The 23,420-nt window shown below is 37.5% G+C and carries 19 protein-coding genes; 10 read left to right on the top strand and 9 right to left on the bottom strand.

What is annotated here, in order from left to right; translation table 11 throughout:
• Positions 1–66: 66 nt before the first annotated feature.
• On the bottom strand, positions 67–2,229 hold the full coding sequence (locus QZ562_RS10810) for an exonuclease domain-containing protein (protein ID WP_293759804.1): 2,163 nt from the start codon (positions 2,227–2,229) through the stop codon (positions 67–69).
• A gap of 257 nt (positions 2,230–2,486) precedes the next feature.
• Complete coding sequence (locus QZ562_RS10805) at positions 2,487–3,140, bottom strand: lysoplasmalogenase (RefSeq protein ID WP_293759802.1); 654 nt, start codon at positions 3,138–3,140, stop codon at positions 2,487–2,489.
• 317 nt (positions 3,141–3,457) lie between these two features.
• On the opposite strand from QZ562_RS10805, the gene QZ562_RS10800 reads away from it, so the two are divergent.
• Both QZ562_RS10800 and QZ562_RS10795 read left to right on the top strand, forming a co-directional pair.
• Positions 3,458–4,147: a nitroreductase gene (locus QZ562_RS10800; protein WP_293759800.1), complete on the top strand. Its 690-nt coding sequence runs from the start codon at positions 3,458–3,460 to the stop codon at positions 4,145–4,147.
• Between the two features lie 611 nt (positions 4,148–4,758).
• Positions 4,759–6,753 carry a family 16 glycosylhydrolase gene (locus QZ562_RS10795; protein ID WP_293759798.1) on the top strand — a complete coding sequence of 665 codons (1,995 nt, stop codon included), beginning with the start codon at positions 4,759–4,761 and terminating at the stop codon, positions 6,751–6,753.
• Between the two features lie 291 nt (positions 6,754–7,044).
• On the opposite strand, the gene moaE is transcribed toward QZ562_RS10795, so the two are convergent.
• The 6 genes from moaE to QZ562_RS10765 all read right to left on the bottom strand — a co-directional run bounded on the left by moaE (position 7,045) and on the right by QZ562_RS10765 (position 10,176).
• A complete protein-coding gene (gene moaE / locus QZ562_RS10790) occupies positions 7,045–7,506 on the bottom strand; it encodes a molybdopterin synthase catalytic subunit MoaE (RefSeq protein WP_293759796.1) in 462 nt (153 codons plus the stop codon).
• An 8-nt stretch (positions 7,507–7,514) separates the two neighbouring features.
• The gene (locus QZ562_RS10785) at positions 7,515–7,775 is read right to left on the bottom strand and encodes a MoaD/ThiS family protein (protein WP_293759794.1); all 261 of its coding nucleotides are present in this window, start codon (positions 7,773–7,775) and stop codon (positions 7,515–7,517) included.
• Positions 7,769–8,254 carry a cyclic pyranopterin monophosphate synthase MoaC gene (gene moaC / locus QZ562_RS10780; protein WP_293759792.1) on the bottom strand — a complete coding sequence of 162 codons (486 nt, stop codon included), beginning with the start codon at positions 8,252–8,254 and terminating at the stop codon, positions 7,769–7,771. The genes QZ562_RS10785 and moaC overlap by 7 nt, the downstream gene beginning before the upstream one ends.
• 9 nt (positions 8,255–8,263) lie before the next feature.
• Positions 8,264–8,803 carry a molybdenum cofactor biosynthesis protein B gene (gene moaB / locus QZ562_RS10775; RefSeq protein ID WP_293759790.1) on the bottom strand — a complete coding sequence of 180 codons (540 nt, stop codon included), beginning with the start codon at positions 8,801–8,803 and terminating at the stop codon, positions 8,264–8,266.
• A complete protein-coding gene (locus QZ562_RS10770) occupies positions 8,790–9,410 on the bottom strand; it encodes a molybdenum cofactor guanylyltransferase (protein WP_293759788.1) in 621 nt (206 codons plus the stop codon). Before QZ562_RS10770 ends, moaB begins: the two co-directional genes overlap by 14 nt.
• Before the next feature lie 526 nt (positions 9,411–9,936).
• Positions 9,937–10,176, bottom strand: a complete 240-nt coding sequence (locus tag QZ562_RS10765) for a hypothetical protein (RefSeq protein WP_293759786.1) — start codon at positions 10,174–10,176, stop codon at positions 9,937–9,939.
• Between the two features lie 662 nt (positions 10,177–10,838).
• Between QZ562_RS10765 and QZ562_RS10760 the strand changes: the two genes are divergently transcribed.
• From QZ562_RS10760 to QZ562_RS10740, 5 genes are all read left to right on the top strand, one after another.
• Positions 10,839–11,738, top strand: a complete 900-nt coding sequence (locus tag QZ562_RS10760; protein ID WP_293759784.1) for a kinase — start codon at positions 10,839–10,841, stop codon at positions 11,736–11,738.
• A complete protein-coding gene (locus QZ562_RS10755) occupies positions 11,731–12,567 on the top strand; it encodes an HAD-IIB family hydrolase (protein ID WP_293759782.1) in 837 nt (278 codons plus the stop codon). The genes QZ562_RS10760 and QZ562_RS10755 overlap by 8 nt, the downstream gene beginning before the upstream one ends.
• A gap of 12 nt (positions 12,568–12,579) precedes the next feature.
• Positions 12,580–13,806, top strand: coding sequence for a glycosyl transferase (locus QZ562_RS10750; RefSeq protein ID WP_293759780.1), 1,227 nt, complete (start codon positions 12,580–12,582; stop codon positions 13,804–13,806).
• Positions 13,807–13,816: 10 nt separating this feature from the next.
• Positions 13,817–15,592: a sugar phosphorylase gene (locus QZ562_RS10745; RefSeq protein ID WP_293759778.1), complete on the top strand. Its 1,776-nt coding sequence runs from the start codon at positions 13,817–13,819 to the stop codon at positions 15,590–15,592.
• A gap of 405 nt (positions 15,593–15,997) precedes the next feature.
• Positions 15,998–16,243, top strand: a complete 246-nt coding sequence (locus QZ562_RS10740) for a hypothetical protein (protein ID WP_293759776.1) — start codon at positions 15,998–16,000, stop codon at positions 16,241–16,243.
• 46 nt (positions 16,244–16,289) lie between these two features.
• Here the strand turns inward: QZ562_RS10740 and QZ562_RS10735 are convergent, their stop codons facing one another.
• A complete protein-coding gene (locus QZ562_RS10735) occupies positions 16,290–17,123 on the bottom strand; it encodes a sulfurtransferase (RefSeq protein WP_293759774.1) in 834 nt (277 codons plus the stop codon).
• 973 nt (positions 17,124–18,096) lie between these two features.
• On the opposite strand from QZ562_RS10735, the gene QZ562_RS10730 reads away from it, so the two are divergent.
• From QZ562_RS10730 to QZ562_RS10720, 3 genes are all read left to right on the top strand, one after another.
• A complete protein-coding gene (locus QZ562_RS10730; RefSeq protein ID WP_293759772.1) occupies positions 18,097–19,461 on the top strand; it encodes an 8-oxoguanine deaminase in 1,365 nt (454 codons plus the stop codon).
• 351 nt (positions 19,462–19,812) lie between these two features.
• Complete coding sequence (locus QZ562_RS10725) at positions 19,813–22,227, top strand: TonB-dependent receptor (RefSeq protein WP_293759770.1); 2,415 nt, start codon at positions 19,813–19,815, stop codon at positions 22,225–22,227.
• A 171-nt stretch (positions 22,228–22,398) separates the two neighbouring features.
• Positions 22,399–23,420: purine nucleoside permease (locus QZ562_RS10720; RefSeq protein ID WP_293759806.1), on the top strand; the 1,022-nt coding region annotated here is incomplete at its 3' end.

The following is a 23,420-nucleotide window of genomic DNA, read 5'->3' as shown; positions in this document are numbered from 1 at the left end:
GCACTTAGTAAACCAAGTGCAGCGTTAGTTTATTTGCAGCTATATACCCAATTATACAGGTCAATTTTATAGGTCAATTTTTTTTTGATGTATCATTTTTAAAAGCTCTGCTGCTGCCTCGGCATCGCACAATGCTCGGTGGTGGCTCTCCAATGGAATATTAAAATTCGCACATAAATTGCCTAGAGAATATGACTTAAGTCCAGGGAAGTATTTTCTTGTTTCTCTTACCGTGCATAGTTTAGGCATTTTAAAGTAACGATCAATGCGTTGATATTCTTGCTTAAAAAATCCGTAATCAAAATTAACATTATGAGCTACAAATACACAGTTTTGCATAAACTCACTGAGACTATCAGCTACTTCACTGAATAAAGGTGCATCTTTTACCATACTATTACTTATGCCTGTGAATTTAGTAATAAACTTTGAAATATGTCTTTGTGGGTTAATCAAACTACTCCATGTATCGACTATTTCACCATTAATCATTTTCACTGCACCAATTTCAGTGATGCGATGTTGTGGCTGTCTACCACCAGTGGTTTCGACATCAACCACCACATAAGTCTGCATAGGGTCCACAAACCATTTGACGCTACAAATTCGGACATCAAACCCAGCGCATTGCAGTGCGTTCATGCTAACGTACTGGTTTGGTCTGATGCTATCTCCCGGTGCTTTTACCTCCTCGAATCGCAGTTGACCATTTTCTATAATCATTAAGTCTGGATAACCATCGTTTAGGCCATGGTGATTTTGAGCCATAGCTCTTAAATGAGCTATAACAGACTCTGCCGGAGCCGCGTTTAAAAAAATTGATATAATCTGTATAATTTGGGTATTCCAACGGAACATGCCATTTGGTTGTCCATAATACTGAGCAGCTATCTTTGTTAGATAGGCAATCGCACTTTTAGGCTTAACAAACATCATTAACCTCTGCTCGATAGCTTCTCCTAACACTTCGTAAATAGTGTTTTCTTTGACCACCTTAGGTCTACGATCAAACTCTGTTGCTATTGAATCGGCTTGCTGATTAAACAACTCCTGCCAAAATGTTAGACCAAACAAGGCGTTAAACAGTCGGTTTTCAGTCCTTAAAGCAGTAGCTCCTAAACTCTGATAATAGTATTTAACACCCTTTTCTACTTGCTCTTTATGTATTTCATCTATAACTAACTTATAACTGTCATTTCGCAATTTTTGAGTTAATTTACTAACTTTTACTTGATGAAACTTGCGTTCATAAAAGTCTTCAGCGAAAAGTAGCAAGGTATCGTCCAAAGAATTATCAATAATGTTTTCTAATTCTGTTTTAACTCTATCCTTTTCGCCTAGCTTATAAAGTTCCCTTAGCCATTTTTCTTGCGCTTTATGATGAGTGGATTCACAAAGGTATTCCAATGCCAACACAGGATGCTCAAGTAATAATCGTTTACCTAAGAGATAAAAAAATTCATCTTTAAGTTGTTTAGATTGCGCACAGTTTATTGCAGGTTCAGGATGGTTTTTAGTTCCAAGATTGTTTACTACATATTCTTGTATGTCCAGTTCATTACAATTGAGTTTCCCAAGCTTATAGCTGTAATAGAAAACACTCTGAGCCTGTTCCAAATTATCAAATCTTGCAGTAGGTTTTGGACTATTTGCACGTGTTTTCAATACCCCAAGATCACGCATCGAAAACTTATCTAAACCACTACTGGTATCACCAAAAAACAAAAATAATAAATAAGCTAAACAATGCTCAAAATTCTTGATTAAAAACTGTTGAGCAATTTCTGATGAAAGGCATTGGTTGTTTGAGCAAGATTGCATCAGTTGCTCAAACAGGATTGGTTTGGCCGCACTTTTATTCACCCTAGCGATGCCATACTGATTAAAAATATCAAGCAATTGAATTTTAGTTAACTCTTGCAACCAAGCATTGACATCACTTAGACCTAATTTACTTAGTAAACCCACTTTTTCTAGCGTCGTTAGCTGGTGAGGACCATCGTTGATTTCTTGATAAATCATCTTGTTTAAATTGATAAAACGACTTTGCCGATTGATCACCCTAACAAACATACATTGTGAATCATGACTTAAGTGTTGATAACAGCTCACAAATTCTTGATGCTCTTTGTCTAAAAGCTCCGCACATTGTTGAGAAATAAAATGTACAAATTCATTAAAGTGATCAAGGTAATATTTTTCTGGTAATTCCTTAAGAAACTTGGGCATGGATAATACTAATAACAAATAATGTAGTCATTATATACAGTAGTTCATACAGTTGTAAAACAGAAACCTAAATCGACTTGCAAAACACCATGAGTACCTTACTAAACTTTTTAGCAGTAACATAAAAAATATATTGCGTGAACAAAGAATATTTTTTCTACTTAATCAATTAAACAAAGCGATGAAAATTTGAAGAATAATTGATTCAATACTCTAAATAATACACTAAAACTAAAGCCTAATAATTGCCGAGGGAGTTACAATTCACGATTGAGCTCGGTATTAATATTCTTAGCTTTGATTTCTGTGTGAATAAAACCTGTTACCAACATAAATTGTGCTGCGTAATAGGTGCTCATTATCCAGTAGCTCTCGTAGGCTAATGGATAATAGAATTTATTGATGGCGATTAGAGAATCAGAGGTAATAAATAAAATGGCGCCCAACACAGACCAACGTATAGGTAATGATGACTGGATCGCCATGAATCCCATTGCTGCAATTGCCATTAAATAGGTCATTACAGGTAGCTTTAGATTTCCAAGGCTAGGGAATAATAACCACAGCATTACTAATACATGCGTTATGAGTAACACACTTAAGTACCAACGATGCTGAAAATTTTGCCAGAAAGGTCTAAATAAAACAGCGTAGCTAAGCTGTGCGACTAAAAACGCTGCGACTCCGAAGATAAACTTGTCAAACGCGAGTAATAAATCACCGCAACTACTAAAGACTAAGGCTAGCAATAAAATAGACCGAGTCGAGCTAGATCCTGTTTTCAGCACCCCAAACACTAATAAAGCGACAGGAAAGATTTTCAGTAGCCATAAAAAATCCTCCAGATAAGACAGACTCAGCAAATACAGTAATACCAAGAACAGAAATGCAAGACTCATACTTTTAGACATAATGACTCAGTATTGGTGCTGATTAACAAATATTATTGCTTTAACTTCGACTCTAAGCAACCGCAAGAAAACGAATTCATGTAAGACACTTATTTATTACCAAATACAATAAGGCCTTTCAGATTAGCACAAATTTTTATTCGTATAATTACATGAAAATCATCTGATGATGTTAAAAAAGTAGTCTCAATAAATTGTCAGTCATTACCCAATAAATAAGACCTCAACTCAATGATAAGTTTGCATGATTTCACCCTTTTAGATTGCTAAGTTATAGTATTTATTAATTATATATTTTCGAATTACTTAAGGTCATTATGAATTTTGCAGAATTTGCAGCATCTCGAAAGAGTGTTCGAGGTTTTAAAACTAAAGCGGTCTCTAAAGATCTTGTTGATGCAGTAATTAACGCAGCCAAATGGGCGCCGTCGTCTTACAATACTCAGACTTGGCGGGTGCATGCAGTCACAGGTGACGTGCTTGATAATATACGTGAAGACAATACTAAGAACACACTTGCGGGTAAACCACATGTGCGAGATTTTCCATATAAGGAAGATTACGAGGGTGTACACAGACAACGTCAAATTGACGTTGCAATTCAACTATTTGAAGTAATGGGTATAACCAGAGAAGATAAAGAAAAGCGCATGGAATGGATGATGAGAGGTTTTCGTCAGTTTGATGCGCCAGTATCCCTTGTTTTAACTTATGACAAATCGTTAGAGCCAGCAGGTATCACACAGTTTGGATTGGGTTCATTAGCTTATGGCATTGTGCTAGCAGCATGGGATCTGGGACTGGGCTGCGTAATCAATGGTCAGGGTATTATGCAATCAGACGTTGTGCACAAACATGCACAAATACCAGATAGTGAGGCTATTATGATTTGTATAGCGATGGGATATCCAGATGATAACTTTGAAGCGAATGATGTGCGTTCTGCACGCGTCGATAATAAGGACTTTGTAAGTTATCACGGTTTTAAAGAATCAATAACTGAGTAATAATTTAATCATTCACCTGTACTTTATTGTATTGCATGGTTTTACATCATACGAATGTTGATTAACAGCTGTTAATTGCTGTGAGTCACGTTTGTGTGATTATTATGCTTTTGTTCTAAACATCTGTAAATTTGCATCCATTCTAGAAGCCAACTTTATTTAAAATCCACCTACACATAACCCAAACTTTTAGCTTTGGTATGATTAATATCTTTTTCAGATTATGAGTGTTTATTCCCTATTCCTTATTTCGAGCCCAAGTTCAGGGGGATCGTACTTGAATGCTTCATCATTTTGTTACTTTTTAGCTTGAGATCCACAGCACAAATAGTCTACATAAAATAGATGTGCTCAACTTTTAATCAGGGTTCAATACAGACCAAATAACACTATTTTGTGACTAAGTTGTTCGCTGTAAAAATACTAGTAATAGTAACGAGTAAGATTTAAACGCTTAATCAGTCCTTCTCAACGTTTAAAATTGTTAGCTTTTAATATATTCGTTTATGTTGTAAATCAGATGTGAGTCAGTTGGTTAAATTTTGTTGTCATATTGCTAGAAAATAAAATGTAAATTTTATGCTTAATATGCACACTTGGGGTTGTTATAAATGGTAAGTATTTCTAAAAGATGTTTAAAAAGCGCAGTGGCAATTGTTATTCTGAGTATTTCATGTATCCCGTTAAGTTTTGCAGGCTGGGAGGTGACTTGGATAGACCGATTCGATGGAAGTAGTGTTGACCTTGATAATTGGACTCCACAAATTCAAGCAAACTATAACAATGAAGTTCAGTGTTACACCGACGATGATAGCACTGCACAACAAAACTATGATGCCTCTGACGGCACCTTAAAAATCATTGCTCGTAGACAAAATATTAGTTGTCCTGGCTTAGGTGGTGAAAATAAATCCTGGACCTCAGGCCGCTTAAACAGCAAAGATAAAGCAGAGTTCTTATATGGACGTATAGAAGCTCGCATTCGTTTTTCTGATCTCAGAGGCGGAACTTGGCCAGCGTTCTGGATGCTTGAAAATAGAATTGCTGAAAACCCTTTCAAAGGTGACAACGACACGGCGAACTGGCCCAACCCTGGCGCAGGTGAAATCGATGTATGGGAATGGTTTAGTAATGATGGTGATAGCTATATTACTAACTTTTTTAATGTCGGTAATTGCGGGTCTGAAGTACGGGTTAGTTATCCAGGAGGTGCGCCTGACGTTCAAAGCTTTCATACTTATGCCATAGAATGGACAGCCGACAATATTAAGTTCTTTTTTAATGATGATGTGGTAGCTGAGCAAGATTTATCTAATTGCGCACAATACGAAGAACCCATGTTTATACTACTTAATGTGGCTATGGGGGGCAATTTAGGCGGAGTTATTGACCCTCAATTAAACAATGCCACTATGGAAGTTGATTATGTTGCTCACTGCGTGCAGTCAGATGTGAGCGAATTCCAACGATGTGATGAAAATACACCCTTAATCATTGATGAAGATAATGATGGTGTAAAAACTGACTTAGACCAATGTCCCAATACTCCTGAAGACACTATTGTTGACCAAAATGGTTGCAAACTTGTCACTGAACCACAGACAGTAGCACCCGATCCTCAAATATCTGCGCAGCAAGTCATATCCCTTTTTAGTGACAGCTACAGCGACATTGTTAATATCGATTACAATCCCGATTGGCAACAATCAACTCAAGTGACCCAAATTGAAATCGCTGGCAACAATGTATTGAAATACGCAGGGTTAAATTATCAGGGCACTGACTTTGCAGACAATAAACAAGACGTGACTACCATGGACAATGTGCATCTAGATTATTGGACTTATAACGCCACAAATCTTAAATTTTTTTTAGTCAGTCCTGGACCTAAGGAGACACCTTTTATCATCGATGTGCAGCAGCAAAGCTGGCAAAGCATCGTTATTCCTCTGAGCACTTTTTCAAATGTAGATTTGACCGACATATTTCAGTTAAAAGTTGAAGGTAATGGCACTGTTTATTTAGATAATATTTATTTCAGTTCAAACGTTGTAACAGTATCTGATACGGATATGGATGGCGTTGAGGATAATAGCGATCAGTGTGCAGATACACCTGCTGGTGTTCAAGTCGATAATACAGGCTGTGCCATAGAAATTAACGTTGCACCCACGGTGAGTTTACTTGTTACTCAAGGAGGGGTAAGTGTCACCAGTGTAAGCACAGATGCAGGTGTTGTGACCATTCAGGCTAGTGTTTTAGACGACAACCAAGGTGATACTCATACTTATATCTGGTCAGTTTCAGATGTGTCATCATTTGAAGATAATGGGGATTCCATCAATTTTGATACATCAGGATTAGAGAACACACAAATTTCAATTTCGGTTCAAGCTTCTGACAATGCTCAACCATCACTCAGTGGTGAGTCAAGTATCATAATTTTAGTCGCGGCCCTGCCAGATCCGGTTGTTGCAATACCCAATCCAATTGAGCAGATCACACCCGACAATGATTCAGGTGGAGGCAGTGTAAATTTGTTTTTATTGCTAGGTTTGATGTTACTTCACTCAAGTAGACAATTGTTTACAGCTGCAAAAGCCTAAGCAAAAACTATCTGCAACTGCGGTACTTTATAGCTTATTAAATAGCACTTGATTAAGTATTTAGCTGTCATAAAATACTTATTCCGACAACGGAATGAGTATTTTATGACAGGCGTTACTATTTGCTTTAAACAACGCTCGTTGGTAATTTGATTAAGCTACATATTCAATCAAAAAGCATTAGCGTGTTATTCTTGATAAACACTGATGTGAGGTAAGCGACGAGTGAAGCTTATATTAGTATAAAACTCAACGCTTATTGCCTAGGCCAATCCATATTATTGAAATACTTTATGACCAGTTCTGTGATTTTTTTAGGTCACTAACTTTTGCTTCAATCCATCTATCGCCCCGAGTGGTGGTTTCTTTTTTCCAAAACGGGGCGTCAGTTTTTAAGTAATCCATAATAAATTCGTTAGCATGATAGGCAGATTGACGATGCTGACTGGTTACACCTACAAATACTATTTGTTCTGATACATTCAGTTGCCCCACACGGTGAATAATCGATACACTACCTAATTTCCATTTAGCTCTAGCTTGTTTGACTATGTTGTTTAATACTTTTTCTGTCATTGCTGGATAGTGTTCTAAAAATAAACCACTAACCGATTGTTGCAGGTTCATATCCCGAACCAATCCAACAAATGTCACTAATGCACCATCACTATTGTTACTGTCTCTTAATTTTTGGTACTCATAAGCAAAATCAAAATCCTGCGATTGCACATTAATTTGCGTAAAGTGACTCATAATATCTTCTAACCACCGGTCACAGGTGGAAAAAATGCGATTTCGTCGGCCTCATTGATCTCAGCATCATCGCCTGTCATCTCTTGATTAACCGCCACCAGTGCTCTGCCATAAGCCAAATACTCGTTCCAGATAGCACCTTTTTCCTGTAATAAACTACGTAGCTTAGCTACAGTATTCAATCTTTCACCATTTTGAATAATGTCGATATCAAGGTACTCAGTTTGAGTGACGTCTTTAAGTTGACCAAAAAATAAAATTTTTAACACGACCAATCCCCACTTTTACCACCTTGTTTGCTGAGCACCTTAATATTACTAATTTCCATGTGTGGATCGACGGCTTTGCACATATCAAATAATGTCAGAGCTGCCACACTCACCGCAGTCAATGCCTCCATCTCTACACCTGTTTGTCCTGCTAACTTACATAAAGCTTGAATTCTGACTTTATTCTCATCATCCAAAGTTTGAAAATCAAGTTGAACTTTAGACAACATCAACGGGTGACATAAAGGAATAAGCTCACTACATTTTTTTGCGCCTTGGATACCAGCAATACGAGCAATAGACAATACATCACCTTTTGCATGAGAGTTATCTTTTAACATGTTAAAAGCCTCTGCAGTCATTGAAATATACCCTTCAGCCACTGCTTGACGTTGAGTAATCTGTTTGTCGGTTACATCAACCATATTGGCCTTGCCGTGTTCATTTACATGACTCAGACCCATGTTTTGATTTTGCATATTTTAGTTTTATCCTCTGCTTGAGCAATCAGTTATATCTTTCAAATGCACAACAAAGCTACAAGGGCGATGAGTTGAGTCTAACTGTTGTTGTAAGATTCCATTCCAAGCGGTTTTACATGCTCCAGTAGAGCCAGGCATACAAAAAATGGCAGTATTATTAGCCATGCCTCCTAACGCTCTTGATTGCACAGTTGAAGTACCAATTTCTAAGTAAGATACGTGTCTGAATAACTCACCAAAGCCTTCAATTGCTTTTTCGAATAAAGGTAACATCGCTTCTGGTGTTGTATCTCTTGCCGTAAACCCTGTTCCACCTGTTATCAAAACAACTTGAATATCATGGGACGCTATCCAATTAGACACAACTGCTCTAATCTGAAACTTATCGTCAATCACAATTTTCTTATCTATGACATTATGGCCATCTGCTACAGCCACCTCATATAGATAACGTCCCGACGTATCGTTGTCTTCATTGCGCGTATCTGACACTGTCAACACTGCAATATTCAGAGCTTGTTTGGTTGTTGAATTACCGGTTGTCATTTTTAGCCTTGATAAATAGTTGCTCGACACAGCGTTGATCCCACTGCTCAAGAGTATTGATATTATTTAATTGTGTATTTTTTAAAGGTAGTACTTCTAAACCCTGTAACGAATTTAACATCATTTTGATTGAGTATTGCTGCTGTTTACGCTGTTTCACAGTGGTGACAGGCTGCTGCTTAAGTTGCATCGCTAGATATTCAGTGACATTAACTGATAACGGTATATATAGTGGGAAAAAACAGTTCTCAAAACAACACAACCTACCGTCATTTCTACCCATTTTGATTAAGTACTCAAAATCCTCACGGCGTAAATCAGGCATATCTACCGCTATCACTAACAATTCAACAATATTAGGATATTTCATTTGTATATGAATAATAGCCGCGTGTATTCCCGATAAAGGGCCACAGTTTGGAATAATATCAGCGATACCCTGATGATGCTGAGAGCCGCTGATAAAAACATGATCATCACACACTAAAGTCAATTTTTTTTGACAATATTCAAGTAATGTCTGTTGGCTATCAGGCATAGTTAAAAAACTTTTATCTGTGCCCATTCTGCTTGACTTACCACCAGCTAAGATCAACCCAGCTAACATTTATTTACCTTATTAAAAATATTCAACTTTATCATCCACATTTCCAATAAATACCCAACAAGATAGAGTTTTAGTTGCACTAGTGTATCCATCTTGTAACCAATGTGCTGCTTTTTTGTCATTCAACAAATTAATGAGCTGACTATGCAATTTACTGCTATCAATCGACTTTAAAGCGGGACAAATATTCAAGCCTTGTTCCGCAAATAATCATAAATGTGATTACCAGTGGCAGACATTCTTAAACAATTACAGATTGCACAAGTCACTTTACTGTAAAGCATACCCATTCCACCTTAATAGTTAGGGTGGAAAAACTCTTGTGCATGCCTATTTGCTGTCTCATATAAGCTGTCTCATATAAGTTGTCTCATACAAGTTGTCTCATACAAGTTGTCTCCAACCATTTTCAAGTAACTGTTTTTTTGCACGCCAGAAACATGATTATGCTAAAAATATCCTGCGTTATCTCCACTTTGCATCAACTCAATCAGTATTAATGTCACAGGACTAGATTTTTACCACGTTAGGAAACCTGTAATTTTTGTTTGTTATATTGATTTACTAATACAGCATTAATTGTAACTTTCACACCTAAGGCTAGTGTTTTGTCAATGCCACGCAAGATAGTGTTAATTATAATGTGTCCAATAATAACTGCAAACATTCGAGGTTTTAGGCCATCTGTAATAATATCTAATGAACAAAATTCTGTACTCACCCACTTTTGAATATTAGTTTCTAACTTGTAACCGTTACAGGTCATAGCGACATGCTTAACGCCGCGGTTAGATGAACAGGCCTTTATTATATATATGGGGTCTTTTTAAAGAGAGGGTCACCGTCAGCAATACTAATTTTACTGGTGCCAATAGAAACAAAACCATTAATCAGGGTTTTAATTTCAGGCAATGTCAAAAAGTCAGTGTCAGTGTCGCAAGCATAGCAATCTGGCAAACAATAATTGCATTTAAAATTACATACGTCGGTGATAGAGAGCCATAAGTAGTGGAAGCGGCGTCCAAATTTATTTTCTAACCTATTTTATTCAACACCTTTCCAAAGTGAAGTGACATAAACATTGTGGCACTTGCGGGAGGCGAATCGATTTCTCTTACAACCTTGGCGAATTAGCAAAACGACCAAATTAGCATCTAAAGCACCTTACCTCAGATTAAGGTGAGATAGCTCGGAGTGATGCCTTGTTTATCTGCTCAAAAAGAATAAAAAGAACAAAAAATACTAATCTATTAATATTATGTAATTTCAATTTTGTAATGAAACACTCTGAACTTTATGTAAATCTAGGATTCAGTGATACCGCTCGATGCAAGGTGGCACATATGTTGTAGTTATTTCACTGATATAAACATAAATGATTAAATCAAAAGCACTTTTAAAGTGCAAAATATGAGATTTCAATAGTCTATGATCAGTACATTTATCAACAATAATAAGCTATCCGATGATTTCCGTAAAATTGCAGAGAGCTATTTCATCCCTCTTGCCGAGGAAATAAGATCGCACCATATTGGTGCAGAAAAGACATATTGTGTTGGAATTAATGGCAGTCAAGGTTCCGGCAAGTCTACGTTATCAGCATTTTTAAAGGTCTATTTGACTGAAACCTATAATATGAATGTAGTGGTCATGTCATTAGATGACTTCTACTTTAGCCGCATAGAACGTCAAATAGTAGCAGCTGATGTGCATCCACTATTCACCACTCGTGGAGTGCCCGGCACTCACAATATGCGACACGCTAAAATGGTTATGTCTGACCTAAAACACCAACAACCAACCACTATCCCAAGATTTGATAAAGCCACAGATAACCCCCACCCTGCATCCGCATGGACTAAAGTATCTTCTGCAGCAGATGTAGTGATTTTTGAAGGCTGGTGTTGGGGTGTCAATCCTCAATCGGCTGAACAACTGATACAACCGATCAATGAGTTTGAGACAATTGAAGACAAAAATGCACACTGGCGAAATCACGCCAATTTGCAACTTTCTCTGCATTATCAGCCTCTTTATAGCTTAATGAATATGTGGGTAATGTTAAAAGCACCTTCCTTCGAAGATGTATATGCATGGCGGCTAGAGCAAGAAAAAAAACTTAGTGCTGCAACAGACAAAGTTAAAAAAACCGACAATACCAAGCAATCTGGCATCATGAATGAACAGCAAATTCAGCGTTTTATTCAGCATTATCAGCGTCTAACCGAACATGCACTTGAAACTCTTCCCAGCTCTTGTGATCACGTATTTGAACTAAACTCTGATAGAGCCATTACCGCGCACAAACTTAAGGAAGACCATGCTTAAAGATGTATTGGTTTTTACCGATTTAGACGGCACATTACTTGATCACCACACTTATAGCTTTGCTTCAGCATTGCCAATGCTGCAAAAGCTTAATTCTATCGACATCCCAGTGATCATCAATACCAGTAAGACCTTTGCTGAACTTGTTGAGTTAAAACAACAAATAGGATTAGAGGGCCCTTTTATAATCGAAAATGGCGCAGCAATTTACATTCCTCAGCTTTATTTTAAAACGCAACCCAAAGATACAATATGTAAAAATGGTTACTGGGTAAAAGAATTCACCGAGCCAAGAAAACATTGGTTGCTATTATTAGATAAATTAAAGGGTGATTTTGCAGATGAATTCACTCATTTTTCTAATATGTCTAACGAGGAAATAATCGCAGCAACTGGACTTTCATTCAACCAAGCAACTTTAGCTGCAACACGAGAGTACGGTGAACCCATTCTATGGCTTGGAAGTGATGAGACTAAAAAGAGATTTATTCAAGCCATCAAAGCACTTGGATCAACACCTTTGCAAGGAGGACGTTTTTTACATATGTCAGGGCAATGTGACAAAGGTAAAGCACTGATTTGGTTAACAAAACAATTTCAAACAGAACGCGGAATAAAACACTGTACCTCTATTGCTTTGGGTGACGGTCAAAATGATGTTGCCATGTTGGAAGTTGCAGATATAGCGGTACGAATTTTATCACCAGCAAATGCCCCACCAGTATTGTCAAAACAAAATAACGTCTACACCAGTCAAACTTATGGTCCTAGTGGTTGGACGCAATGTCTAGAGCAAATAATATTTAATGATCCACAACTTAACCAGTAATAAGGAGAAATCATGGCTGATTTTTATCAAAATGGCATAGTAACAACGTTGCATAACTTGTCTGAAAGACCTGTTGAGGAGCTAGAAAAAGAACTTGTAGAGTTTTCAAAAAGACGTCCTATGGCACTTATACTCCCCTCTCTTTATTCTGAGCTTGAGGGTACTGCGTTACCGAACATTATTGACCACATATCAAAAGTGCCTTATTTATCTCAAATCGTAATTGGTTTAGACAGAGCCAATCTTGAACAATATCAACATGCCCTTAAATTCTTTGGCGAATTGCCACAAAATCACCGCATACTTTGGAATGAAGGACCAAGACTACAGGCCTTAGACGCCAAACTAGAAGCTTTAGGGCTAGCACCAAAAGAATTAGGTAAAGGGAGAAATGTTTGGTATTGCATGGGTTATGTGTTGGCAACAGGAAAAGCAGAGTCGGTTGCGTTACACGATTGCGATATTTTAACTTACGATAGAGGCCTGTTAGCCAGATTGATATATCCAGTAGCCAATCCACTTTTTAATTATGAATTTTGTAAAGGTTATTACGCAAGAGTGGCTGACGGAAAAATTAATGGCCGGGTTTCTAGATTATTAGTCACACCTTTAATCAGAGCCTTACAAAAAGTTTTGGGGTATAACGAATATCTTGAATATATGGACAGTTTTAGATACCCATTAGCGGGCGAATTTTCTTTTAGGCGAGACGTATTAAACGATATTCGTATACCCAGTGATTGGGGCTTAGAAATTGGTGTTTTGTCCGAAATGCATCGCAACTATTCTCACAACAGATTGTGTCAGGCAGATATTGCTAAAACTTATGATCACAAACACCAAGATTTGTCGGCTGAAAATGATCAAGGTGGCCTGTCTAAAATGTCTATCGATATCACCAAGGCCTTATTTAGAAAACTCGCCACTCAAGGTGAAACCTTCACCACAGAGTCTTTTAGATCATTGAAAGCAACGTATTATAGGATTGCCTTAGATTTTATCGAAACGTATAACAATGATGCCATTATGAATGGCTTAAAGTTAGACATTCATAATGAAGAAAAAGCAGTCGAACTGTTTGCTCGTAATATTATGAAGGCCGGTGAGAGTTTTTTACATAATCCTATGGAAACCCCTTTTATTCCAAGTTGGAATCGTGTGGTCAGTGCCATGCCTGATGTCTTAGAGCAATTAAAAGACGCGGTTGAACAAGATTTCTTAGAATTTAGTCAATCTTAAGGTGTAATGAATGTTATCTGTTTTAGAACAACTGACAGAACGTGTTGAACATCACTTAGCTGTTATATATCAGGATGTTGAGTTAAAAAACTCTTACTCTTCGGATTCATCGTACTCTTTATTATGTAAGCAGCTGTTAAAAACAATGCGCATCGATAACGCTGAGCTTTTAATAGCGCCAAAGCGGCATCATAATAATTGGGATCAAAAAGATGTTATGTTGATAACTTATGGTGACAGCATTGAAAAGTTAGGGGAAAAACCACTTCATTCTTTGCATGATTTTTTAATTCAATATTGTGGTGACGCTATAAACAGCGTGCATTTATTACCCTTTTTTCCATACAGTTCTGATGATGGGTTTTCTGTTATTGATTATTCCAGTGTTAATGAAGCATTAGGAGACTGGGATGACATAAAAGCGATAAGCCAAGACTATCGGGTTATGTCTGATGTAGTAATAAATCATTGTTCTTCTCGAAGTGCTTGGTTTGAAAATTTCATCAAAGGTGAAGGACCTGGAAGTGATTTCTTCTTTACTGCCTCACTAAAGGACGATCTGACTGACGTAGTTAGGCCTAGAACATCTGACCTACTCAGATTAACCAAAACACAACACGGAGAAAAACAGGTATGGTGTACTTTTAGTCATGATCAAGTCGATTTTGATTTTAGAAACCCTTCTGTTTTAGACACGTTTGTTTCAATCATGCGCCAATACTTGGACACGGGCATACGAATATTTCGTTTAGATGCGGTCGCTTTTTTATGGAAAAAAATAGGCACTACCTGTATCAACTTAGAACAAACTCATGAAGTTATTCGCCTATTACGAACACTAATAGAACATGCGGTAAATGATGCAGTGATCATCACCGAAACCAATATTCCTAACAGACAAAACCTCACATACTTTGGCAACGCAAACGAAGCACACGGCATATACAATTTTTCTTTACCCCCATTACTAGTCAATACTTTGGTAACAGGAACATGTAAACACATAAACGCCTGGCTAGGCAGTATGCCACCAGCTCAAAATGGTACATTTTTCTTTAACTTTGTTGCATCACATGACGGTATTGGACTCAGGCCAGCCGAAGGACTGTTGGACGATCAAGAACTGACAACCTTGGTTAATACTATGCAAAATTTTGGTGGCAGGATCTCATGGCGAAAATCTGAGGAAGGCAAACAAAAAGCATACGAAATCAATATCGCTCTTTATGATGCACTACAAGGAACGGTCAAAGGCGCCGACAAATGGGGACTAGAACGCTTTATATGTGCCCACGGTATCATGTTTGGTTTAGAAGGAATTCCAGGTATCTATATTCATAGCTTATTGGGTACCGGTAATGATTATGAAAAAGTCAAAAACACTAGTCACAACCGTTCTATCAATCGTCATAAGTGGGATTATACCGAGTTACAGAGACAGCTCGCTTCGCCCTATAGTCAACATACTAAGGTGCACGATAGGATAATAAAGCTCCTTAATATCCGCAAAGAACAACCCGCATTCCACCCCAATGCCACTCAATTTACATTACAATTAGGTGAACAGATTTTTGGTTTTTGGCGGCAGAGCATGGATAGAAGACAAAGCATTTTCTGTATTTACAATGTATCAGATGAAATGCAAATAATTAGACTGAGCGATCTAAATTTAATAGGCACTGACAATTGGCTTGATCTTATTAGCGGCCATACATTGAGCTTAGAAGATCTTGAATATCAGCTGACACCTTATCAGTCTATGTGGATTTCTAATATCAGCAGTTAACAAGCTTTGTAATTCATTAGATAACACATTCAAGGCTTATGTAGCACATAAGCCTCACCCTATCACATTGTTTTTTAATGATAATATTTATCCCCCCTGATAACTGTCTGTTTTAAAAGACACACTTTTTATAATTTCATCTACTTTTTTCAAAGAAGCAGTTTTAAAAAATCATAAGCAATTGATTTAAATCATTAATTTTTATTTGGCATATTATTTGTAGTACACATATGAATGTGATGACAATAGCTACGGCAAAATGTACTAACAGTGACTAGTTATTACTGATGCGAGTATTGCAAAACTGTTAGAAAAGATTTTTATTAAATTTACTATTTTTAATTAAGTATCTTTACTTAAGTATTTTACATTAACTATTTTAAATAAACTTTGAAGGAAGAAATTATGAAAAGAATATTATTAACATCAATTTTTACTTTGGTATCATTAAACATATTAGCAGAGTCTAATGAAATGGAAGTTCATGCCCTTGATGCAGACAAAGACGGACTTATCAGTATGACCGAAGCAAAAGCAGATAATACCCTTAGCGCAATCTTCACAGATCTTGATATTAATCAGGATGGATTTTTATCACACCTAGAATTAGGCTCTAACGCTGAAAAAAAGCTTACTAAAACAACTATTTAACAGCTAAAAAAACCCACAAAACACCAGTGATGTGGGTCTCGTTATTTTACAGCTCCACTGGTAAGTCTGTTCTAGCCCCCCATTCACTCCATGAACCGTCATAAACTGCTAGATTTGTGTATCCTGCCTCAGTCGCTGCCAAAGCCAAAATACAAGCGGTCACACCCGAACCACAACTAAACACTAAAGAGCGGCCTTGCTTTACAACATATTCAGAGAATATAGTTTTGAGCTGTGTAGACGATCTCAGAAAAGTACCATCAAGGCATTGTTGAAATGGTAAATTGATTGACGTGGGAACATGTCCCGAGCGCAGACCCTTTCGCGGTTCTGGTTGTGTACCATTAAAGCGTCCTTCACTTCTTGCGTCTAACAACGTTATGTTAGTGAGTTGCTCAATGATTTCATCGGCATTATAAAAGAAGCTTTTATCAAACGTTGCTTTGAAATCTCCTAATTTACTTGGAAAAGAAAGATGTGGCACAGTGGGCATGTTTTGAGCTAACCAATTAGGTAAACCACCGTTCAGTATATAAACATCCTGATGGCCCATCGACTTAAACATCCACCACACCCTCGGTGCGCAATAAATACCTTTGTTATCATAAATAATAATGACACTATTCTTATCTATACCTAACTTACATGCACTTTTAGTAAAGTTTATTTCTGTGGGCATAGTATGAGGGAAACTAGAATCCGTGTTACAAAACACATTTTCAAAATCAAAAAATATTGAATTAGGAATATATACAAGTGGACTGCTATCGGTTTGTGCGATTACAGGGTTATCCATTTGAGTATACAACACCACTACGTTAGGTCGATTGGTATGCTCGCGGAGCCAACGTTCAGTGACCATATTAGTTTTTTGCAGCATGCTTTGCTCCTAAGGTAATGAAAAATCAATGGACCTTAACCAAAACTCCATTTTATTAGTATTTGATTTCAACTAAATTATGCTTTGTACTAACCTAGTGCATTGGTGTCACTGACTCTTTAATTTTTATTCAAACTACATGTGAGTACCTATTAAAATATACATGATTTTCTTAGTGTTATTGTAAAAATACAGTATTAACTAGTTGGTCAAATATTTGTATTGTTAAGCGTTACCTAAGTGACTATTTATTGAGAGTAAACACAAGAGATAGTTACGGTTGAGAGTACACACACCATGCTTAAGAATGATGAAATACTTTGTAATTCATACGATAAACCAAAAGTATTGCATTGTATTCATGCAGACTTACAAAATGTGATGGTATGTTTCACAGGTATTATTATTTCTACCTTTTTTTCAAGAACAACGCGGTGATACAATTATAAAAAAAGCCAGTTGTCATGTTAGATTTTTTAATGCAGAGTTTTAATACAACTTGGGCTGTTTTCTGCAGTTGATACTCTCTGCAGTTGATACTCTCTGCAGTTGATACTCTCTGCAGTTGATACTCTCTGCAGTTGATACTCTCTGCAGTTGATACTCTCTGCAGTTGATACTCTCTGCAGTTGATACTTTTATCCATCTTCAGAAAAGTAAAGACTTAGGTAAGGCAACACTTGTTATGTTTGCCAGCATCACGGTGGCAGGTGTTAATTATCTAACAACTGATGCAGTCAACTGCCAAAAAGTCTTACTATAGACACTTCAATAGGTCTGAGTTTTGGTATCACGGTGTTGCCAGAAGTGCTTACACAATTAGCACCCTTAGCCAGTAATACTTTATGCCAGTAATATTTTACCTTCTTCGGATACCGTTGTAGGCTTTTATGCGATAATTGTGAGCTAATTTATGCCCGATGATACGTCAGAAACGTCTATCACTTTAATCTAGTAGTAAGAGAATTTACACATGCAAAATAAGACATTATGGCTAAAGTCCCCCGCCGCGATATTTACAGGTAACTCCTTAAATGCTGGTAACGGCCTTGTGATTAAAGGTAACAAAGTTGTTGAATTGGTGCCATCTGGCATGCAGCCAAAAACATCTATCGACCGTTACCTCGATTGCAGTAATAAAGTGATTACACCGGGCCTTATAAATACTCACCATCATTTTTATCAGACATTAACCCGGGCCGTCCCAGGGGCATTAAACAAGCCTTTATTTCCTTGGCTTAAATATCTTTATCAAATATGGAAAAACCTTGATGAAGACATGATTTATACAGCCACCCAATTAGCTGGTTTAGAATTGATGATGTCCGGGGCTAGCTGTATAGCCGATCATCACTACGTTTTCCCCAAAGGGCTCGAACAAGGCATTGATATTCAGGTTGAAGCGATTAACTCTCTGGGTTGTCGCGCTACATTAACTAGAGGATCCATGAGTTTAGGAGAAAGTGATGGGGGTTTACCTCCAGACAGTGTTATCCAGTCTGAAGATATAATATTGCAAGATAGTCAAAGACTGATATCAAAATACCATGACAACAGTGAGGATGGTTTTATTCAGATAGCACTGGCACCCTGTTCACCTTTTTCTGTATCCACGTCATTAATGCAAGATACGGCTCAGTTGGCTAAACAAAATAATGTGATGTTGCATACCCATTTAGCTGAAACTGAAGATGAAAATAATTTTTGTATACGTCAATATAAAATGCGACCTTTAGATTATTTAGAACATTGTAATTGGTTAGGTGACAAAACCTGGCTCGCTCATGGAATTCACTTTAACCAAGATGAGATAAAACGCCTAGGACAAGCTAAAGTAGGTATTGCACACTGCCCCAGTTCCAACATGTTACTGGCATCAGGTATATGCCCAACAGTCGAACTTGAAACCGCTGGATGTAACATAGGTCTAGCGGTAGATGGTTCAGCGTCTAATGATTCTTCAAACATGATCCAAGAAGTGCGACAGTCTTTGTTACAGCAGCGTCTTCGTTATGGTGCAGAGGTGATAACAGCCGAACGAGTCCTAGGTTATGCAACATCGGGATCAGCTGCCGTGTTACAAAGACCCAGCATAGGAAAATTCGCCATTGGTATGCAAGCAGACTTAGCTCTTTTTAGTTTAGACGAGTTACGTTTTTCAGGAGTGGGCAGTCCACTTGATGGGCTGATAACTTGCGGGGCTTATCAAGTTGATAAACTGATGGTTGCAGGAAAATGGCTGATTGAAAATGCTGAGCACAGCACAGTGTTAAGCAGACAACTCATGGAAAAACATCAACTTTTAGCCAAAAAAATTCAAAACAAAAGCATTGTTTAATCACTACTTTTTTAAATTAGCACTGTAAAGGTGCAATATAATTATAATTGTTTTAAATTAGTGCATTATATATTTTAGAAAAAAATAACATGCGTAATAAATCAACCACTGATTTTATTAATATTTATCAAAAAGCTAGTATTTTCAATAGATTAATAAATATTATTGCTACTAGACCACTTGGACAAGGTTTTGGCATCGTTCGTGCAAAAAATCTTATTGTTAAAATATGATCTAAATCATAAAAATTATATAAATTATATAAATTATATAAATCTAAAAATAGTGTGTTGAATGGTTCATAGAGACTAATACAACATCAAACAAAGTTACTACCCTGGAAACACAAAAATGACAAACAAAACTTTTATATCAAATCCGTTAGCCAAAGCGGTTGCTATTGGACTAGCCTCTTTAATACCTTTACAAGTAATGGCACAAGAAACTGAACAAGAAAGTGTCGAGCGTATAGAGGTAACTGGTTCTTTAGGTAGCCTGCCCGGACAAGATGTTGAAGCTGTATTCGGCTTTGGTAAATCAATACTAGAAACACCTCGTTCAGCTTCGACCATAAGTGATGAGCAGTTAGAACGTTTTGCAGTGACCGATATAGATGAACTAATGGCGTTTGCACCTGGTACATTTACTCAATCATTTTTTGGAGTTGCAGGGTCGCTTGATATCCGTGGTACACCAGGCGAAAATTACTTTCGTGGCATGAAACGCCTAGATAATCCAGGTAACTATCCCACACCAATTGGTGCTTCAAGTCGAATAGATATTGTTCGTGGTCCAGCCTCTCCTATATACGGTCCATCTAAAATTGGGGGTTACTTAAACTTTAACCCTAAATCTGCTCGCGCAAGTGGTGGTCAGTATTTAGAAGAAAATACCGGAGCCTTCTCATATTCTCTAGGTAGCTGGGATAAAAGTGTTATGACTGCCGAAATTGGTGGTCCTGGTTCTATTGGTGGCAAAGACATGGGTTTTTACCTTTACGGTGAAGTAGAAAACTCAGGTAGCTTTTATGATAACACCGACACCGACCAAACTATTTTACAAGCTTCGATTAATGTTGATATTACAGACAACATGCGTATTGAATTTGGTGGTATGTATCATGATTTTGCAGGGAATCAAGTCGCTGGTTGGAACCGTTTAAGCCAAGATCTAATTGACACCGGCACTTATGTAACAGGTACCGCCAAACCACTAGACATTAGCGGCGATGGTTCAATTTCACACCAAGAGTACAATTTAGTGAGAGGTGATATTAATCCTTTTATCTTTAACAATGTAGGTTTTGGCTTATTTCCAGATAGAATTACAAATGCTGACTTTTCTCCCACTTTGGCATTGGACAATCCAGGTACAACAACTCTTGGCAGAAATCAGGTCTTAGCTGCTGCGGACGATGTGTTATTGAATACAGTTGAAACGCTTTATTTTGATATTTTTTATTACACCGACAATGGGTGGGAAATCAAGAACCAAATGTTTTACGAAGCTTACGAAAACTTAAATGAAAATGCTTATGGTTTTGCACAATTTCATGACAGTTCCGTATTTGAAAACAAACTAGTGTTCTCGACAGAGTATGAGTCAGATGCATTGCTGGCACAATTTCAAATATCACCTTCAATTCGCCATACAGAGTTTTTACATGGTGATGATTACACAAATGAATACTTTAATCGCAGAGACTTAACGGGCCCTTCAACGGCTTTTGACAGACGTTTGCTAGCCACACGTATTGGTAAAGACTTTGACAACTACGACATAGGAAATTATACCGATTTAGGTTTCGCAGTAATGACGGATTTTACTTGGGAAATGGGTCTTAATATAGTATTGGGTGTGCGTTATGACACGATTGATATTAAGAGCACAAGCCGAGGTGATTTGTTGTTAGACGTTGCGGATATCGAAACGGTTGAAGAAACGGTTGATGGCGTGTCTTGGAACACCAGTATTTCATTCAAGACGGATATTGGATTGATTCCCTATATTACTGCCGCAGAACAAGCAACGTTAGTGGCAGGTCAAGGTGCTGAGATTGGTGTTGGCCAAGTGGGGAATGGCGCTTTTGATACCTCTGATTTATTTGAATATGGTATTAAAGGTTCATTTTTAGATGACTCTTTGTATTTTGCGTTATCAGTATATGAACAAGAACGGACCGATTTTAGTGCACAGGCGATCGTCACCAACTCAACCACCGAAAACGAAGGCACTGAATTTGAGCTGCGTTGGGTAGTAAACGACAACTTAGTAGTGGGTGCAGGTTACACAAACTCAAAAGTTTATAACTTAACTGCCTTAGAACTTGGTGAACAATTTGGTTTTTTTGGGATTGAACATTTACCCAATGTGACTGACGCGTCTTTATTGTACGGAGGTGCCGTCATAGGAAACAACCTTGTAGACAATACAGATAAAGAAAGTGCCAGAAAACAAGGTATCCCCGAGAATATATACACGTTAAATGCAACCTACGACTTCCAAAATGGTTATGCTATCAATACGAGTATTATCAGAGCAGATTCGACCTTTTCTGATTTTTCACAAACAGTAACTTTACCGGCTTATACCCTAGTGAATGCAGGCGTTTTTTATAATGCAGAAACGTGGACAGCCAGTTTAAGTATTAAAAACTTGACCGATGAAGACTACTTTAGAGCAAACTTCCCAGACTTGTTTGGGGCTCAGATAGTCTTACCTGAGCTACCTCGACATTACCAAGCGAAGTTCAGCTATAAGTTTTAATAGAAGTTAAACTATATAAAATAATATATATATAAAATTATTATTCAATAGTAGAAGAGGATAAATATGTGGCATGCATATTTATCCTTTTTTATTGGGAGAAAAAGTATGCGCAAATTAATTTTTAAACGATTAACTATTTTTAATATCGTTGTCTTAACCCTTTTTTTAATGACCAGTTGCCAGAATAACAGTGAATTAACCCAAACTAATGTTATTCCCCCTATAGAAATTAAAGTGGTCGTCATCACTATGTTTGAAATTGGTGCGGATGAAGGCGACAAACCCGGCGAATTTCAATTGTGGAAAGCTGGCCAAAAGCTTGATACCTGTTTACCTTTTGTCGTTTCGCATCATGATATTTGTATTAATGCCGAAACAGGCGTTATGGGCATAGTCACGGGTATGGGTACCGCAAAAGCAGCCACAGCTATTATGGCTTTAGGTTTAGATCCTAGATTTGATTTAACTCATGCATATTGGTTAGTTGCAGGGATCGCCGGTTTTGACCCTGCTGATGCTTCAATAGGCTCTGCTGCTTGGGCTACATGGCTGATTGACGGTGATTTAGCTCATCAAATTGATGCCAGAGAAATACCTGATACTTGGACGACTGGCTATTTTCCACTATTTACTACCGACCCATTACTTGAAAAGCAAACAATAGACGCAGGTAAGCTCAATAGGCATGGTCAGTCCACAAATGGGGAAGTATATCAACTTAATTCTCAGTTGGTTGATTGGGCATACGCACTCACCAAAGATGTAAAGTTAAATGACTATCCGGTTATGCAGGCCTTGCGAGATAAATACACAGGTTATCCAAATGCACAGAAATTACCTTTTGTATTAAAAGGTGAACATGTGGCTGCTTCCACTTTTTGGCATGGAGAGTTACTAAACGAGTGGGCGAATAACTGGACACACTACTGGACTGCAGGTCAAGGAAACTTTGTTAGCTCTGGTATGGAAGATACCGGCGCTTACCAATCAATGATTTACTTAGATAATGCTAAAAAGGCGGATAAATCTCGTTTTATGGTGGTTCGCACTGGCAGCAATTATTCTATGCCACCGCCAGGGTTAACAGCAATTGAAAATTTAAAGCTTGAAAGTGGTGAAAATGGTTATGCAGGCATGCGGTCCGCACTCGAAACTGCCTATCTGGTGGGCAGTAAAGTAGTGGATAATAT

The sequence above is a fragment of the uncultured Paraglaciecola sp. genome (assembly GCF_913058035.1).
Classification (GTDB): domain Bacteria; phylum Pseudomonadota; class Gammaproteobacteria; order Enterobacterales; family Alteromonadaceae; genus Paraglaciecola.
This window is presented reverse-complemented; position numbering and strand designations above follow the sequence as displayed.

Coding starts and splice junctions, on each gene's coding strand:
- QZ562_RS10810 (WP_293759804.1), bottom strand. CDS start 2,229: ATGCCCAAGTTTCTTAAGGAATTACCAGAAAAATATTACCTTGATCAC.
- QZ562_RS10805 (WP_293759802.1), bottom strand. CDS start 3,140: ATGTCTAAAAGTATGAGTCTTGCATTTCTGTTCTTGGTATTACTGTAT.
- QZ562_RS10800 (WP_293759800.1), top strand. CDS start 3,458: ATGAATTTTGCAGAATTTGCAGCATCTCGAAAGAGTGTTCGAGGTTTT.
- QZ562_RS10795 (WP_293759798.1), top strand. CDS start 4,759: ATGGTAAGTATTTCTAAAAGATGTTTAAAAAGCGCAGTGGCAATTGTT.
- moaE (WP_293759796.1), bottom strand. CDS start 7,506: ATGAGTCACTTTACGCAAATTAATGTGCAATCGCAGGATTTTGATTTT.
- moaC (WP_293759792.1), bottom strand. CDS start 8,254: ATGCAAAATCAAAACATGGGTCTGAGTCATGTAAATGAACACGGCAAG.
- moaB (WP_293759790.1), bottom strand. CDS start 8,803: ATGACAACCGGTAATTCAACAACCAAACAAGCTCTGAATATTGCAGTG.
- QZ562_RS10770 (WP_293759788.1), bottom strand. CDS start 9,410: ATGTTAGCTGGGTTGATCTTAGCTGGTGGTAAGTCAAGCAGAATGGGC.
- QZ562_RS10765 (WP_293759786.1), bottom strand. CDS start 10,176: ATGACCTGTAACGGTTACAAGTTAGAAACTAATATTCAAAAGTGGGTG.
- QZ562_RS10760 (WP_293759784.1), top strand. CDS start 10,839: ATGATCAGTACATTTATCAACAATAATAAGCTATCCGATGATTTCCGT.
- QZ562_RS10755 (WP_293759782.1), top strand. CDS start 11,731: ATGCTTAAAGATGTATTGGTTTTTACCGATTTAGACGGCACATTACTT.
- QZ562_RS10750 (WP_293759780.1), top strand. CDS start 12,580: ATGGCTGATTTTTATCAAAATGGCATAGTAACAACGTTGCATAACTTG.
- QZ562_RS10745 (WP_293759778.1), top strand. CDS start 13,817: ATGTTATCTGTTTTAGAACAACTGACAGAACGTGTTGAACATCACTTA.
- QZ562_RS10740 (WP_293759776.1), top strand. CDS start 15,998: ATGAAAAGAATATTATTAACATCAATTTTTACTTTGGTATCATTAAAC.
- QZ562_RS10735 (WP_293759774.1), bottom strand. CDS start 17,123: ATGCTGCAAAAAACTAATATGGTCACTGAACGTTGGCTCCGCGAGCAT.
- QZ562_RS10730 (WP_293759772.1), top strand. CDS start 18,097: ATGCAAAATAAGACATTATGGCTAAAGTCCCCCGCCGCGATATTTACA.
- QZ562_RS10725 (WP_293759770.1), top strand. CDS start 19,813: ATGACAAACAAAACTTTTATATCAAATCCGTTAGCCAAAGCGGTTGCT.